The organism is Nocardia sp. NPDC023733, from assembly GCF_040639775.1.
GTDB lineage: Bacteria > Actinomycetota > Actinomycetes > Mycobacteriales > Mycobacteriaceae > Nocardia > Nocardia rosealba.
Genome location: NZ_JBFAAN010000008.1, coordinates 34,806 through 49,472, shown reverse-complemented (window position 1 = coordinate 49,472; position 14,667 = coordinate 34,806). Strand labels below are relative to the sequence as shown.

Below are 14,667 nucleotides of genomic sequence, written 5' to 3'. Positions count from 1 at the left end.
AGCCGACATCGGGGTGAAATCGCGCCACAAAAGTGTGGTGGTCAGGCATCCAGGCTTTCGGCGGGCTGGGGAGTGGGGTGACGGTTGCGGTGGGCGCGGCGGAGGGCGTCGGTGGTGAAGACGGCCAGGGCGGTCCAGATGAGGGCGAAACCGATCCAGCGGGAGGGCGGCATCGGTTCGTGCATCACCGCGACGCCCCAGGCCATCTGGAGGGCGGGGGTGAGGTACTGGAGGATGCCCATGGTCGACAGCGGGACGCGCTGGGCGGCGACGGCGAACAGCAGTAGCGGGATCAGGGTGACCGGCCCGGTGGCCATCATCAGCCCGAAATGCGCAGGGCTGGAGGTGAACTCACTACGCCCGGTAGCCAGCAAGACGATCACGAACGCCAGCGCGAACGGGGCGGCGACCATCCCCTCGGCGGCGATTCCGCGCAGCGCGTCGAGCCGGATCACCTTCTTCACCAGCCCGTAGGTGGCGAACGAACACGCGAGCACCAGGGCGATCACGGGCGGTCTGCCGTAGTCGACGGTGAGCACGACCACCGCCAGCGCACCGAGCGAGAGCGCGGCCCATTGCGCACGGGAGAGCCGTTCCCGGAAGAACACCACCCCGAACGCCACCGTCACCAGCGGATTGATGAAGTACCCGAGCGCGCACTCCACCACATTCCCGGAGATCACCCCGAACACGTAGACGCCCCAGTTGATCGAGATCGCCGCCGACGCGACCGCCGCCAGCCGCCAGGTCCGCGCGTCGATTTTCCGCATCTCCCGCAGTCGCCCGCTGAGCAGCAACACCAGCACCACGACGACCAAGGTCCAGATGATCCGCTGCGCCACCACCTCCACGGCAGACGCGAATGCCAGCAGCCCGAAGAAGGCCGGAAACAGTCCCCAGATCAGATAAGCCCCCGTCCCGAAGACGACACCGGGCGGGGACGTTCTTGGCTGCATTCATCCCATGTTACGACTGACGTAGCCTATCGAGCATGTCCATTTCCGTGCGGGAGACCGCCACCGGGCTCAGCGCAACAGAGGTCGAACAGCGTCGCCGTGACGGTCAGACCAACGACGTGCCCGCGCGGGCGAGCCGGTCGGTCGGCGAGATCGTTCGCGCGAACGTGTTCACCCGCATCAACGCCATCCTCGGTGTGCTGTTCCTGCTCGTGCTGTCGACCGGTTCGATCATCGACGGCATGTTCGGGCTGCTCATCGTGGCCAACAGCGCGATCGGCATCATCCAGGAGGTGCGCGCCAAACGCACCCTCGACCAGCTGGCCATCGTCGGCCAGGCCATGCCGACCGTGCGTCGCGACGGTGTCGCGAAGGAGATCGCCCCGGGTGAGGTGGTGCTCGACGACCTGATCGAGCTCGGCCCCGGCGACCCGATCGTCGTCGACGGTGAGGTGACCGAGGCCGCCGCCCTCGAGGTGGACGAGTCGCTGCTCACCGGCGAGGCCGATCCCATCGACAAGGGTGTCGGCGCGCCGGTGATGTCGGGCAGTTTCGTGGTGTCGGGTTCGGGCGCCTACCGCGCGACGAAGGTCGGCAAGGACGCCTACGCCGCCAAGCTGGCCGAAGAAGCCAGCAAGTTCACCCTGGTGCACTCGGAACTGCGCTCGGGTATCGACAAGATCCTGAAATTCATCACCTACCTGCTCATTCCGGCCGGCCTGCTCAGCATCTACAACCAGCTCGTCTCCAGCGGCGAGTCGTGGCGGCCGGCGGTCACCGGCATGGTCGCGGCCCTGGTACCGATGGTCCCCGAGGGCCTGGTTCTGATGACCTCCATCGCCTTCGCGGTCGGTGTGGTCCGCCTCGGTAAACGCAACTGCCTGGTGCAGGAGCTGCCCGCCATCGAGGGCCTGGCCCGTGTCGACGTGGTGTGCGCGGACAAGACCGGCACCCTCACCGAGAACGGCATGCGCCTGGCCCGCGTCGAACCGCTCGGTTCCTTCGACGAGGCGAGCGTACGTCAGGTGCTCGCCGCGCTGGCGGCAGACGATCCACGTCCGAACGCCAGTGTGCAGGCCATCGGCGAGGCGCTGCCCGACCGCCCGGACTGGACCGGCACGGCCGTCGCCCCGTTCTCCTCGGCCAAGAAGTGGAGCGGCATTTCCTATGGCGCCCACGGTGATTGGCTCCTCGGCGCACCCGACGTGCTGCTCGACCCCACCTCCGAGACCGCCGCGCACGCCGAACAGGTCGGTTCGCAGGGCCTGCGGGTGCTGTTGCTCGCGCGCGGTGACCGCCCGGTCGACGCCCCCGACGCGCCGGGCCGGGTGGAGCCCGCCGCCCTCGTCGTGCTCGAACAGAAGGTGCGCCCCGACGCCAAGGACACCCTCGAATACTTCGCGAGCCAGCACGTCTCGATCAAGGTGATCTCCGGCGACAACGCCGTCTCGGTCGGCGCGGTCGCCGCCTCGCTCGACCTGCCCGGTGGATCCGATCCCGTCGACGCGCGCACCCTGCCCGAGGACAGGGAAGAACTCGCCGACGTGCTCGACGGGAAATCCACCTTCGGCCGCGTACGCCCCGACCAGAAACGGGCCATGGTCGGCGCCCTGCAGTCGCGCGGCCACACCGTCGCCATGACCGGTGACGGCGTCAACGACGTACTCGCCCTCAAGGACGCCGACATCGGTGTCGCCATGGGCACGGGCAGCCCGGCCACCCGCGCGGTGGCCCAGATCGTGTTGCTGGACAACAAGTTCGCGACCCTGCCGTACGTGGTGGGGGAGGGTCGACGCGTCATCGGCAATATCGAGCGGGTGTCGAATCTGTTCCTCACCAAGACCGTGTACTCGGTGCTGCTGGCGTTCCTGGTCGGCCTGGCGGGTGTGGGTTCGCAGATCTTCGGCTACGACCCCATCGGTTATCCGTTCCTGCCGCGCCACGTGACCATCGCGGCCTGGTTCACCATCGGCATCCCGGCGTTCGTGCTGTCGCTCGCGCCCAACAACGAGCGGGCTCGCACCGGGTTCGTCGGCCGGGTGATGCGGCTGGCGGTGCCATCGGGTGTGGTGATCGGTGTCGCCACGTTCGTGGCCTACCTGATCGCGTACGCGGGCCCCGAGGCCTCGGAGACGCAGCGGGTGCAGGCCGGGACCACCGCGCTGATCACGCTCATCATGATCGCGGTGTGGGTGCTCGCGCTGGTCGCGCGCCCGTACGTGTGGTGGAAGGTGGTGCTGATCGCGGTGTCGGTGCTGGCCTATGTCGCGCTGTTCACGATTCCGTTCACGCGCGAGTTCTTCAAGCTCGACCCGTCGAATCCGAGGCTCACCCTGGCCGCGGTGGTGTGTGGTGTGATCGGCATCGTGCTGGTGGAACTGGCCTGGTGGGTGCAGGCGCGACTGGCCGGCAACGCGGGCAAGCTCGTCCCGCCGGTCGGCGCGCAGGGGGCGTGACCGGGACCGGGCGCGCCTCGAGAACCCTTGTGCCGGGCGAAGTTTCGGTGTTGGAGTACCTTTGCCGGTTATGGAGGTATTGCTGCACCAGATCGACGCTTTCGCCGACGCGCCGTTCTCGGGCAACCCGGCCGCGGTCATGCCGTTGCCCACCTGGCTGCCGGACACATTGCTGCAACAGCTCGCCGAGGAGAACAACCTCGCCGAGACGGCGTTCTATACCTCCCAATTACCCCCGGAGGCTGGCGGCCCGCCCGGTGAGTGGCCCGCGTTCCACCTGCGCTGGTTCACCCCGGCGGTCGAGGTGGACATGTGCGGGCACGCCACCCTCGCCTCGGCCGCTCAGATCATCTCCGACATCCACCCCGAACACGACCGCGTCAGCTTCTACACCCGTTCCGGTTGGTTGCACGTCGACCGCACCGACGACGACGAATACGTCCTGAACCTGCCCGCCCTCGCCTCGGTCCAGGTGGATCCTGATCCCGTCCTGGTCGCGGCGCTCGGTGTCACGGCCGTGCGCGCCTACACCGGTCAAGACGAGATCATCGTGGTCGCCGACGAAGACGAAGTACGTTCGGCCACACCAGATTTCGGTGCCTTCCCGCAGCTGCCACGCGGTGCGGTCCTCACCGCTCCCGGTCGCTCGAGCGACTTCGTCTCCCGCTTCTTCGGCCCCGGCGTCGGCGTTCCGGAAGACCCGGTCACCGGCTCGGCCCACGCACAGTTGGTTCCCCTGTGGGCCCGCGAACTCGGACGCTCCACCCTCACCGCCCGCCAACTGTCCCGCCGTGGCGGGACCTTGCGTGGCGAACTGGCCGACAACCGGGTCCTGCTCCTGGGGCGATGCAGACGGTATCTCGACGGAGTCGTCACCCTGCCGGACTGAGGCCGTGATGGAGCTGCGCGCCGATCGAGTCAGGTGCTGAGCGGGCACAACGTGTGCGCCCTACTCGGCGGGAACGGGACCGTCGTCGGGGGTAGGGGTGATCGTCCCGGTGTTCCCCGGCAGCAGCGGGCTCACCGCGAAGCGCCCGGCGACGGCGTCGGCCGGAAGTGCTTGCACCGCACGTACTCCCGGCCTGTCGGCGAGATCACGGAGTTGGGGCAGGGTGCCGCGCACGACGATCCCGGCCGTGCACGCGCATCCGGCCCGCAGCCGAGCGGCGCTGACCCGCACCACTGCCGCGCCGCGCCCGTCCCGGATCTGCTGCGATTCGAGCAGCCCCGCCGCCGCCTCGCCCGAGCGCACGGCGGGTTCGTCACCGGCGGGCGTGGCGACGGTGACGACCGGCGTCTGCACCCGATCGATCGGCACGTGCTGGATCACCCCGGAGATCCGCAACCCGTCGGCGATGCCCGGAAGCTGTTGTGGCGTCTGGTATTCGGTGAACGACACGAGCGCCCAGCGCGGATCGGCATCAGTGCCTTCGAGTGAGGCTCGAGCGTCGGCGAGGTAGTCGTCGACCTGCTCACCCTGGGCGGGCCCGAGCCGATCGGTCGCCACATGACCCGCCGCGTGCGGACGGGTGAACGCCACGATCAGCAGCACCACGGCCAGCACCGCCGCCGCGCCGAGCACCACCTTCGACCGCCCCGACAGACCGGTCGAATCGTCCACGCCCGCTACTTCTTCGGGCGGGACGGTCGGCGCGACGAGATCCCCGCGGTCGTCCGGCGCCGTCGTCGACGCCGGTTCGGACGACCGCGGGTCGTCAGGCATTGCGTAATACGTCCAGGGCGCCCGCCAGGTCGGCGGGATACTCGCTGGTGATCTCGAGCCAGCGCCCGTCGGCCGGGTGATGGAAACCCAGCTGACGCGCGTGCAGCCACTGCCGTTCCAACCCGAGGCGCTTGGCCAGCGTCGGATCGGCGCCGTAGGTGAGGTCACCCGCGCAGGGGTGACGGATCGCGGAGAAATGCACGCGGATCTGATGGGTGCGCCCGGTCTCGAGATGCACGTCGAGCAGGCTCGCCGCCTGGAACGCCTCGATGGTGTCGTAGTGGGTGATGCTCGGCCTGCCGTCGCCGGTGACGGCGAACTTCCAGTCGTTGCCGCGCGCACGCCCGATCGGCGCGTCGATGGTACCGCTGCTCGGATCGGGGTGTCCCTGCACGAGAGCATGGTATTGCTTGTCGACCGTGCGTTCCTTGAAGGCGCGCTTGAGCATCGTGTAAGCGTGTTCGGATTGAGCCACGACCATCACGCCGGAGGTGCCCACATCGAGGCGGTGCACGATGCCCTGCCGTTCGTGTGCGCCGGAGGTCGAGATGCGGTAACCCATCGCGGCCAGTCCACCCACCACGGTCGGGCCCGTCCAGCCGACACCGGAGTGCGCGGCGACGCCGATCGGCTTGTCCACCGCGACGATGTCGTCGTCGGCGTAGAGGATCTTCATCCCCTCCACCGGGGCCGCTTCCACGGTCAGTTCACGTTTGGGTTCGGGGAAGATCACTTCCAGCCAGGCACCCGCGGTGAGCCGGTCGGACTTGCCCGCGGCGACACCGTCGAGCTGCACCGACCCTTCCTCGGCGAGCGCGGCGACCGCCGTGCGCGAGAGACCGAGCAGCCGCGAGAGCCCCGCGTCCACCCGCATCCCGTCGAGCCCGTCGGGCACGGGCATAGTCCTGGTTTCTCTCATACTGCGTCCTCCTGCGCCTGCCGGAGGGGCGCTCCGTTCTTACGCAGGTCGCCGCCTCCTGGCTTCGACTCGGTCATGCGGTCTTCTCGGTATGTTTGCGACCGCTGCGGGTGCCGTCGGGTTCGAAGCCGAAGATCGTCAGCGCGACCAGCAGAATCGCCCCGCACACGATGGCCGAGTCGGCCACATTGAACACCGGCCACCAGCCGATCGCGACGAAGTCGACGACATGGCCCTGCAGTGGGCCGGGGGAGCGGAAGATCCGGTCCACCAGGTTGCCCATCGCCCCACCGAGCACCATGCCGAGCCCGATCGCCCACCACAGCGAACGCAAAGTGCGCCCGATGCGGATGACGCCGACCACCACGGCGGCCGCGATCAAGGTGAGCAGCCAGGTCATGCCGGTCGCCATCGAGAACGCCGCGCCCGGATTGCGCACGAGGTCCAGGCGCGCGAAGTCGCCGATGATCGGCACCGGGTCGTCGGGATCGATGTAGGCCACCGCGAGGCACTTGGTCAGCAGGTCGAGGCCGAACAGCACGGCGGCGATGATCAGCAGCGTTGTCAACCGGCGGCGACCTGGGGTTTCGGTCTCGGTCACCGCAGTGGTTTCCGGCGCGGCGGCGGCGTCGCCGGTCGCGGGGACTGCGGCGTTGTCGGTTGACCGGTCTTCACTCACGTGTCCATCATTCCTTAGTCGTTCGCGGAGCCGCGTCGCGGACCGGCCGGAGTCCCAGCAGTTCCTCAGGAAGCGGTCGTACCCTGATCGCTGTGACGGTGTTGTCTAGTTCTCGCTTACCCCGCATCGCGCGCCCCGGGGTGTTTCTGGTGGCGCTCGTGCTCGGGTTCGCGACCTTCGGTGCCGGGTGCGCCGATCGGTCGCCGTCGACCGCCGATTCCGAGGGCCTCGAGCCGCTCGGTATCGGCAAGGAAGTGACCGTGCCGATCACCGCCGCGGTCGCCACCGTCGTCTCCCCGGGCGACGAGCCGCGCAGCCGGCTGCGCCCCCTCTACAGCATCGGCGCCACCCAGGAGGTGACGTTGCGCACCGACTACCGCATCCAGCAGCAGGTCAACGATCAACCGGTGCGCGACTTCTCGCCCGCCGCGCTCACCATTCCGATGACCGCGCGCGCCGATGTCGACGGCGTGGATCTGACGGTCGGCACCGTCACCACCCCAGACCCGGCGCTGAACAAGGCGTTCACCAATGCCGACGGTTCCCAGGCCGGGCTCGCGATGAGCGATCTCGGTGCCATCACCGAACTGCGGATGGCGCCCTCACCCGAGACGCCCAACTCGGCGCGGGCCGCGCTCGAGCAAGCGTTCTATCAGGCGGTGTACCAGTCCGTGGCGTTCCCCGACGAGCCCGTCGGGGTGGGCGCGGTGTGGACCGTGCATCAGCAGATCACCGGCGGCGTCACCCTCGATCAGGTCACCACCGCGACCCTGGTGAGCCGCGACGGCGACCGGCTCACCATCGACCTGCAGGTGAACCAGACCCCCACCGGAAACGTGTGGACGCTGCCCAACAATGCGGGCGCCCTGGACATCCAGAACTACGTGATGCAGGGCGCGGGCACGATCACCGTCGATCTCGGTCTGCCGCTGCCCGTTTCGGGTGCCATCGAGGTGGGCGGTCAGCAGACCTATCACGATCCGCGCAGCGTGAGCACGCTCGTGCAGACCCAGTCGACCCGCATTTCCTGGACCGAATGATGCGTTCGGCCCTGGCCCGCGCGGTCGCGGTCGCTTCGGCCTGCGCCGCACTGGCAGCGTGTTCGTCGACGTCCGACGACTGCGGTGCGTCCTGTGCGACGACCTGGCCCGCGCCCGCCGCGGCGGCTCCCGGATCCGGGCTCGTCGTACGTGATCAGGCGCAGCTGAGCGCCGGCCTGCTCGCGGCCATCGACCTGCCCGGCGACTTCACGGCGGTCCCACCGCGCAGCGCGGGCGACGACGCCGCGATGCCGGCCGACGCGCCGACCGATCCCGCCGACTGCGGCAGGCTGCTCACACCGATCGCCCAGCAGTGGCCCGGCTCGGCCGCCGCCGCTTCGGTCCAATTCGCCGGACCGAGCTTCGCCACCATCGACATCGACGCCGCGAGCTATCCAGACACCGCCCTCGCCGCCGCTTTCGACTCCCTGCAATCCAGACCACGCCGCTGCACCAGCTACACCGGTGACGACGCGGGCGTGCGCATCGACTACCGGACCGGCCCGCTGGAGCAGCCGCCTGTCGGCGATGCGGGCTCGGCGTTCACCCTGACCGCCACGAGCGAGGGCCTGACCCTGACTTCGGCCACCTCGCTCGTTCAGGTGGGCAACACTCTCGTCCAGGTGGTTGTGACCGCTCCGGAAGAGGTCGATCCCGGCGTACTGGCCGACCTCACGGCGGCTCAGGTGCGCAAGCTGCGCGGCTGAGCGGCGACCGCCGGTCGGGCTCCACCCGGCGCGTCCAAAGGCCGATCGGCGTCGCAGGTGTGACCGGGGCAGCGGTCAGCCGCACAGGTATAACCGGCGGCCGGAGCGGGGCAGCACGAGCCACCGGCGCGGCCGGAGGGGCTGCACGAGCTACTGGCGCGGCCGGAGCGGCGGGCCGCAGGGTGTGACAGGCGCGGCCGGAGTGGGCCCGCCTCGTCAGCCGAGCAGGCCGAGCTTTCCGCCGAGATGCGCGATGTAGCCGGTCACCTCGGCAGCGTCCCGGTCCGGCAGTCCGAAAACAACCTCCGTGACACCGAGATCGGCCCACCGAGCCAGCTGTTCGGCATTGTGCTTGCCCGCGAGCGCGATCACACGCGGGCTGCCCTCGCGTTCGGCTTCCTTCCAGACACGCTGCAGCAGTTCAATTTTCGCGCCGAGGTCGTCTTCGGTGGGCGTGGTGATCCAACCGTCGGCGTTGGCGGCGAGCCAGGTGAAGGTCTTCTCCGTGCCACCCGCGCCGAGCAGCACCGGAACGCCCGCGCGCACCGGCTTGGGCCACGACCAGCTCGGCCCGAACTTCACGAAGTCGCCGTCGAACTCGGCCTCCTCGTTCGACCACAGCGTCCGCATGGCGTCGAGATGTTCGCGCAGCACCGTGCGGCGCTTGTTGGCCGGCACGCCGTGGTGGGCGAGCTCGTCGGTGTTCCAGCCGAAGCCGACACCGAGTTCCACCCGGCCGCCGCTGAGGTGATCGAGCGAGGCGATGGACTTGGCAAGGGTGATCGGGTGGTGCTCGGCGGGCAGCGCCACCGCCGTCGACAGGGTGATCCGGCTGGTGACCGCGGCGGCGGTGGCCAGGGCGACCCACGGGTCGAGGGTGCGCAGATAGCGGTCGTCGGGGAGCGAGGAGTCGCCGGTCTGCGGATGTGCCGCGGCCCGGACCACCGGGATATGGGTGTGCTCGGGCACGTAGAAGGCGTCGAAACCCGCCTGTTCGGCGGCCGAGGCCGCGTCGGCGGGCGTAATGCCCCGGTCACTGGTGAACAACACGATCCCGTACCGCACGCCCCGGCCCTCCTGGATAGTCAAAACTGAAACAAGTTCTACCAGGGTTCCGGTGTGGGCGACAGAGGAATAGGCTCGACGGCATCCGAGCAACACCGTCGACCCGGAGGTATCCGATGTCCGATGTGTCACCTATTCCCGCTGGTTATCCGGCAATCTGTCCCGGCATCGCCTGTGCGGGAGCCGCCGACGCGCTCGCTTTCTACATTTCCGTCCTCGGCGCCACCGAACGCATGCGCATGCCAGGTCCCGACGGCACGATCGTGCACAGCGAACTGCTGATCGGCGATTCCGTCCTGATGGTCGGCGACCCTGTTCCCGACATCGGCTTCGTCGACCCGAAGTCCATCGGCGGCTCGCCGGTGAACCTGATGGTCTACGTCCCCGACGCCGACGCCGTCTTCGCCGCCGCCCTCGAAGCGGGCGCCTCGCAGATCACCCCGATGGCCGACCAGTTCTACGGTGACCGCACCGGCTCCTTCGAGGACCCGTGGGGTCACCGCTGGACCGTGGCCACCCACATCGAGGACGTGTCGCCGGAGGAAATGGACCGGCGCATGGCCGAGATGATGAACGCGAGCTGAGCGCACCCGCCGGGCTCCGGTCAGGAGCCCGGCGCTACCGCTACCCCGAAACGATCGAATCCCCTTCGACCCGAACCGGTTTCGTAGGCAATGGGTTGCGTGCGGGCCCGCCACGCACCGCCCCGTCCAGCTCGAACCGGCTCCCGTGACACGGGCACACGATCACCCCGTCCTTCACCGACGTCACCTTGCACCCCGCATGCGTGCAGGTCGCCGAAAGCCCGACGAACGTCCCCGCCGTCGGCTGCGTGATCACGGTGTCGCCGACGATCACCCCACCACCCACCGGCACGTCCCCGGTCTTGGCCAACGCTGTCCCCGGCGCGGCAGGCGCCCCCGTCGACCCCGACCCACCCCCATCGCCACACGCAGGCACCACCACTGCCGCGGCCAACACCCCGGCCCCCGCCACCACGCTCCGCCGCCCCACCACAACATCACCGCTCATCGCCGCCTCCTCGAACCTCGAGCGGCCCATTCCGCTCTTTTCCCAGACAACGGCATCACCACCTGTCCGGTTCGAAACGACACTCTGGCGAGGCTCTTATTAAAGGTTATCAGCTAACCTTTAATAAAGGAGGCGCGGATGGCAGAGCTACTGCGGTGCCACTGGTCGAGTTCGCTGGACCGTGGTGGTCTTTCCCGTCGTGACCGGAGTGCGGGGACCTACCACGCCTACCTTCCAGATCCGCTGGTAGGGCGATCTTTCCTGCTCGACGGGGGGACGAGTGCCGATGTCGCCGATGCTGAGGTCGCGTTGGCCCGGCTCGACCGTGATGCTGCGGCATTGTCCGACACGGAGGTGTTGTCCCGGCTGTTGTTGCGGGCCGAGGCCGTCGCGTCCTCCCGGATCGAGGGTCTGGAAATCGGAGCGCGACGGTTGTTGCGCGCGGAGGCCGCGGCAATCCTGAACGAGACGTCCGATGTCACCGCCACCGAGGTGCTCGCCAATATCGAGGCGATGGCCACCGGTGTGCGATCGGTCGGCAGCGGAGAGCAGATCAGCACTGCGGTGCTGCTCGACGCGCATCGACGATTGCTGGCGGGCACACGGCTGGCCGCACACGGCGGGCGGTACCGGGATCAGCAGAACTGGCTCGGGGGCAGCTCGTACAACCCGTGCTCCGCGTTGTACGTGCCTCCACCCGCGGATCGGGTGCCCGACTTGATGGAGGACTTGATCGAATTCGTCAACACCGACGACCTGCCCGCCGTCGCGCAGGCAGCGATCGCCCACGCCCAGTTCGAGACGATCCACCCGTTCGTCGACGGCAACGGCCGCACCGGGCGAGTGCTGATCCACCTCGTCCTGCGGCGTCGCGGTCTCTCGGAGCGGGTCGTCGCCCCAGTCTCGCTGGTGCTGGCCACGTCCATCCGAAGCTATATCGACGGGCTCACCGCATTTCGGCATCTCGGCCCACCGGATACGGCTGCCGCGATGGACGGAGTGAATACGTGGATCGGTCGCTTCGCCGCCGCATGCAGCCGGTCCGTGGCCGACGCGATGATCTTCGAGTCGCGCACGGCCGCTCTGCTGGCGAGCTGGACGGATCGACTGGCGCCGATGCGCGCCGATTCCGCGGTGGCACGGTTGCTGCCGCACCTCGTCGGGGCACCGATCGTCACTGTCGCGACTGCGGCTGCCCTCGCCGATCGCAGTTTTCCCGCGGCCAATGCCGCCATCGACCGCTTGGTCGAGGCGGGCGTCCTCCGCCAGCTCACGGTCGGGCGCCGCAATCGCGCCTTCGAGGCACCCGAGGTGTTCGAGGCCTTCGGTGCGCTCGAACGGTGCCTGGCGAATCCCGAGGGGTCGACCCGTTCGCCGCATCGCCCGGTGCCGCGCACCTGAGTGCCGCGCAACGCTATTGGAGGCGGAACTCGACCATGGCGATGGCGTTGTCGAGGGCTGTCGACAGGTGGGTGAGGCGGGTGTGGGGGTCGGGGGCGGTGAGGGCGGATTGGCGGTCGGTGAGGGAGATGGGGAGGGCGGCGGCGAGGGTGTAGGAGCGGGTGGTCGGGTCGGTGGGGAGCTGGTCGAGGGGGGCCGACGGTGGTGGGTGGCGGATGCCGCTGCGCAGGGCGAGGCGGGTGGTGAGGTCGTGGAGGCGGGTGGCGCGCTCGCGCAGGTCGTCCAGCAGGGCGGTGTCGTCGGCGCCGGGTTCGTCGGGCCAGACCGAGGTTTCGGCGCGGGGGTAGGGGTCGTCGGGGAGCCACTGCTGAACCCGCAGGCGTTCGGTGCCGAGGCAGCGCAGGCGGAACCGGTCGCCGGGCAGTTCGGTCACATCGGTGATCTGGGCGAGCACACCCACGTCGGTGCGCACGTCGCCACCGCCGACTTCGCTGCCACGTTCGATCAGCACCACGCCGAACTCCGGTTCGCGACTGCCGTCGAGACAGTCGCGAACCAGCGCCACATACCGTGGCTCGAAGATCTGCAGGGACAACGGCTCACCGGGCAGCAGCACGGTACCCAGGGGGAACATCGGAATCTCCACGGTCACAGCATGCCCGTTTGGGTCACGTTGTCCGTGTTCGGACTCGCCGGGGAGCCGAGAGCCGTGGTCCCGGGCGCTCATGCCTTGGCGATCGCCTCGAAGACGGCCGGGTCGACGAGGGTGGAGGTGTCGCCGAGTTCGCGTCCTTCGGCGATGTCGCGTAGGAGGCGGCGCATGATTTTGCCGCTGCGGGTTTTGGGGAGTTCGGGGACGATGTGGATTTCGCGGGGTTTGGCGATGGGGCTGATCTGTTTGGATACTTCGGCTTTGAGGGTGTCGGCGAGGGTGTCGTCGGGGGTGGTGGAGCCGGTGAGGATGACGAACGCGACGATGCCTTGGCCGGTGGTGGCATCGGTGGCGCCCACGACAGCGGCTTCGGCGACGCTGGGGTGGCCGACGAGGGCGGATTCGACTTCGGCGGTGGAGATGCGGTGGCCGGAGACGTTCATGACGTCGTCGACGCGGCCGAGGACCCAGAGGTCGCCGTCGGTGTCGAGTTTGGCGCCGTCACCGGCGAAGTACCAGCCTTCGGAAGCGAAACGCTGCCAATAGGTTTCGCGGTAGCGATCCATGTCGTTCCAGATGCCGCGCAGCATCGACGGCCACGGCTTGTCCAACACGAGCAGGCCCGACGCGTCGGCGCTCAGCGGTGATCCGTCGTCGTCGACGACATTCGCCGAAACACCGGGCAGCGCACGCATGGCCGCGCCGGGCTTGGCAGCGGTGACGCCGGGCAGCGGCGAGATCATGATGGCGCCGGTCTCGGTCTGCCACCAGGTGTCCACGATGGGAGTCTTGTTGTCGCCGAACACTTCCCGGTACCAACGCCACGCTTCGGGATTGATCGGTTCGCCGACCGAGCCAAGCAGACGCAGCGACGACAGATCGTGGGCGTCGGGGATCTCACGACCCCACTTCATGAAGGTGCGGATCAGCGTGGGCGCCGTGTAATAGATGGTGACGCCGTATTTTTCGATGATCTCGAAGTGGCGGTGCTCATTGGGGGAGTTCGGGGTGCCTTCGTAGACGACCTGGGTGGCGCGGTTGGCCAGGGGTCCGTAGACGATGTAGCTGTGTCCGGTGACCCACCCGATGTCGGCGGTGCACCAGTAGACGTCTTGGCCTGCTTTGTGATCGAAGACGTTGTGGTGGGTGTAGGCGGTCTGGGTGAGGTATCCGCCGCTGGTGTGCAGGATGCCCTTGGGCTTCCCGGTGGTGCCGGAGGTGTAGAGGATGAACAGTGGATGCTCGGCCGGAAACGCTTGCGCCTCGTGCGACGGCGATGCGGTGGAAACCGTTTCGTCCCACCACAGATCACGAACCTCGGTCCACGGCACATCCAACCCGGTCCGGCGCACCACCAGCACATGCTCGACGCTGGTCGGGTCGTCACCGAGCGCCTCGTCCACGGCGTACTTCAACGGCGCGGGCTTACCCCGCCGCCACTGCCCGTCGGTCGTCACGATCAGCCGTGCCTGCGCGTCGTCGACCCGCTGACGCAGCGCGCTCGGCGAGAACCCGGCGAACACCACCGAATGGGTGAGCCCCAACCGCGCACACGCCAGCATCGCCACGATCGCCTCGGGCACCATCGGCATATAGATGGCCACCCGATCACCGGCGACGAGCCCGAGCGCGCTGAAAGTGTTGGCCGCCCGGCACACTTCGTCGAGCAGTTCCTGATAGGTGATCGCCCGCGAGTCGCCCGGCTCACCCTCCCACAGGACGGCGACCTGGTCGCCGTGCCCGTCGAGCACATGCCGGTCGAGGCAGTTGTAGGCCACGTTCAGCTCGCCGTCGGCGAACCACTTCGCCACCGGTGCGTCCGACCAGTCCAGTACCTGGGTGAACGGCGTGTGCCAGTGCAACCGGCGCGCCTGTTCGGCCCAGAAGCCGTCGCGGTCGGCGTCGGCCCGCTCGTAGAGGTCGGCGGTCGCGTTCGCCTGGGCGGCGAACTCCGCACTCGGTCCGAAGCTGGTCGCGGGATTGGTCACTGCGCCGGTCACAACAATTCTCCTTCGAAACACTCAGGGGGACAGCCCG

14 protein-coding genes are annotated in these 14,667 nt (G+C 68.6%); 6 read left to right on the top strand and 8 right to left on the bottom strand.

The window, feature by feature from the left end:
* Positions 1-41: 41 nt before the first annotated feature.
* Positions 42-956 (bottom strand): EamA family transporter RarD, encoded by a 915-nt coding sequence (gene rarD, locus AB0F86_RS25130; protein ID WP_225282271.1) that lies wholly within the window; start codon positions 954-956, stop codon positions 42-44.
* Positions 957-991: 35 nt separating this feature from the next.
* On the opposite strand from rarD, the gene AB0F86_RS25125 reads away from it, so the two are divergent.
* Both AB0F86_RS25125 and AB0F86_RS25120 read left to right on the top strand, forming a co-directional pair.
* A complete protein-coding gene (locus AB0F86_RS25125) occupies positions 992-3,412 on the top strand; it encodes an HAD-IC family P-type ATPase (protein WP_356986180.1) in 2,421 nt (806 codons plus the stop codon).
* A 70-nt stretch (positions 3,413-3,482) separates the two neighbouring features.
* Entirely contained in the window at positions 3,483-4,301 is an 819-nt protein-coding gene (locus AB0F86_RS25120) for a PhzF family phenazine biosynthesis protein (protein WP_356986181.1), read from the top strand.
* Positions 4,302-4,361: 60 nt separating this feature from the next.
* On the opposite strand, the gene AB0F86_RS25115 is transcribed toward AB0F86_RS25120, so the two are convergent.
* The 3 genes from AB0F86_RS25115 to lspA all read right to left on the bottom strand — a co-directional run bounded on the left by AB0F86_RS25115 (position 4,362) and on the right by lspA (position 6,655).
* Complete coding sequence (locus tag AB0F86_RS25115; RefSeq protein WP_356986183.1) at positions 4,362-5,135, bottom strand: hypothetical protein; 774 nt, start codon at positions 5,133-5,135, stop codon at positions 4,362-4,364.
* Complete coding sequence (locus AB0F86_RS25110) at positions 5,128-6,054, bottom strand: RluA family pseudouridine synthase (RefSeq protein WP_067497526.1); 927 nt, start codon at positions 6,052-6,054, stop codon at positions 5,128-5,130. Before AB0F86_RS25110 ends, AB0F86_RS25115 begins: the two co-directional genes overlap by 8 nt.
* 73 nt (positions 6,055-6,127) lie before the next feature.
* Entirely contained in the window at positions 6,128-6,655 is a 528-nt protein-coding gene (gene lspA, locus AB0F86_RS25105) for a signal peptidase II (RefSeq protein ID WP_225282321.1), read from the bottom strand.
* 170 nt (positions 6,656-6,825) lie between these two features.
* Between lspA and AB0F86_RS25100 the strand changes: the two genes are divergently transcribed.
* Together AB0F86_RS25100 and AB0F86_RS25095 are read left to right on the top strand one after the other, a co-directional pair.
* Complete coding sequence (locus AB0F86_RS25100) at positions 6,826-7,773, top strand: hypothetical protein (protein WP_243750121.1); 948 nt, start codon at positions 6,826-6,828, stop codon at positions 7,771-7,773.
* Positions 7,770-8,480, top strand: a complete 711-nt coding sequence (locus AB0F86_RS25095; RefSeq protein WP_356986185.1) for a hypothetical protein — start codon at positions 7,770-7,772, stop codon at positions 8,478-8,480. Before AB0F86_RS25100 ends, AB0F86_RS25095 begins: the two co-directional genes overlap by 4 nt.
* Before the next feature lie 216 nt (positions 8,481-8,696).
* Here the strand turns inward: AB0F86_RS25095 and AB0F86_RS25090 are convergent, their stop codons facing one another.
* Complete coding sequence (locus AB0F86_RS25090) at positions 8,697-9,545, bottom strand: TIGR03619 family F420-dependent LLM class oxidoreductase (protein WP_181699275.1); 849 nt, start codon at positions 9,543-9,545, stop codon at positions 8,697-8,699.
* Positions 9,546-9,661: 116 nt separating this feature from the next.
* Between AB0F86_RS25090 and AB0F86_RS25085 the strand changes: the two genes are divergently transcribed.
* Complete coding sequence (locus tag AB0F86_RS25085; protein ID WP_356986187.1) at positions 9,662-10,129, top strand: VOC family protein; 468 nt, start codon at positions 9,662-9,664, stop codon at positions 10,127-10,129.
* 40 nt (positions 10,130-10,169) lie between these two features.
* Here AB0F86_RS25085 and AB0F86_RS25080 read toward each other — a convergent pair whose 3' ends face one another.
* A complete protein-coding gene (locus tag AB0F86_RS25080) occupies positions 10,170-10,577 on the bottom strand; it encodes a Rieske (2Fe-2S) protein (RefSeq protein WP_356986189.1) in 408 nt (135 codons plus the stop codon).
* A 138-nt stretch (positions 10,578-10,715) separates the two neighbouring features.
* On the opposite strand from AB0F86_RS25080, the gene AB0F86_RS25075 reads away from it, so the two are divergent.
* A complete protein-coding gene (locus AB0F86_RS25075) occupies positions 10,716-11,978 on the top strand; it encodes a Fic family protein (RefSeq protein ID WP_356986191.1) in 1,263 nt (420 codons plus the stop codon).
* A gap of 13 nt (positions 11,979-11,991) precedes the next feature.
* Here the strand turns inward: AB0F86_RS25075 and AB0F86_RS25070 are convergent, their stop codons facing one another.
* Together AB0F86_RS25070 and acs are read right to left on the bottom strand one after the other, a co-directional pair.
* Positions 11,992-12,612, bottom strand: coding sequence for an LON peptidase substrate-binding domain-containing protein (locus AB0F86_RS25070; RefSeq protein WP_356986246.1), 621 nt, complete (start codon positions 12,610-12,612; stop codon positions 11,992-11,994).
* Between the two features lie 89 nt (positions 12,613-12,701).
* Complete coding sequence (gene acs / locus AB0F86_RS25065) at positions 12,702-14,630, bottom strand: acetate--CoA ligase (protein ID WP_356986193.1); 1,929 nt, start codon at positions 14,628-14,630, stop codon at positions 12,702-12,704.
* Positions 14,631-14,667 lie beyond the last annotated feature (37 nt).